Here is a 441-nt window from a genome sequence, read left to right on the forward strand (position 1 = left end):
CTCAAATCCCAACGGCTGGACTACCCTGGCCACGATTAGCCAGACGCCAGTTGCCGGCTGGAACGAGTACCCTATCCGGACGACAACTGCCTGGCGGTACGTACGGTTCTTGGCAGGTACCAATTGCTACGGGGAATTGAAAGAACTGGAATTTTACAATGGCAATGTAAAACTGACCGGGACAAAATTCGGATCGCCACAGGCTTATAACAACGATCCGGTCAATTACGGCTATGCTATTGCTTTTGATGGCCTGGTAACAAATTCCTGGCATGGAACAGCACCTGGTCCACAGAATTACGCAGGACTTGATTTGGGAGCAAGCTGCGCTACCCTGACTGCCAGCGTGCTCTCGCCGGCCAACAACGCCAGTGTGGTGGGTACGGCCAGCACCACGACCACCGGACGGGTAACCACCGCCATCAGCGTCAGCACTTGTGC

The 441-nt window shown here is 54.9% G+C and carries 1 protein-coding gene; it reads left to right on the forward strand.

Annotation, left to right across the window (positions count from 1 at the left end; translation table 11 throughout):
* The coding region (locus ACQ4MZ_RS31620; protein WP_430852037.1) for a hypothetical protein at positions 1-441 on the forward strand (441 nt) is incomplete at both ends.

This window comes from Dyadobacter sp. BHUBP1, assembly GCF_050587785.1.
Taxonomy (GTDB): Bacteria; Bacteroidota; Bacteroidia; order Cytophagales; family Spirosomataceae; genus Dyadobacter.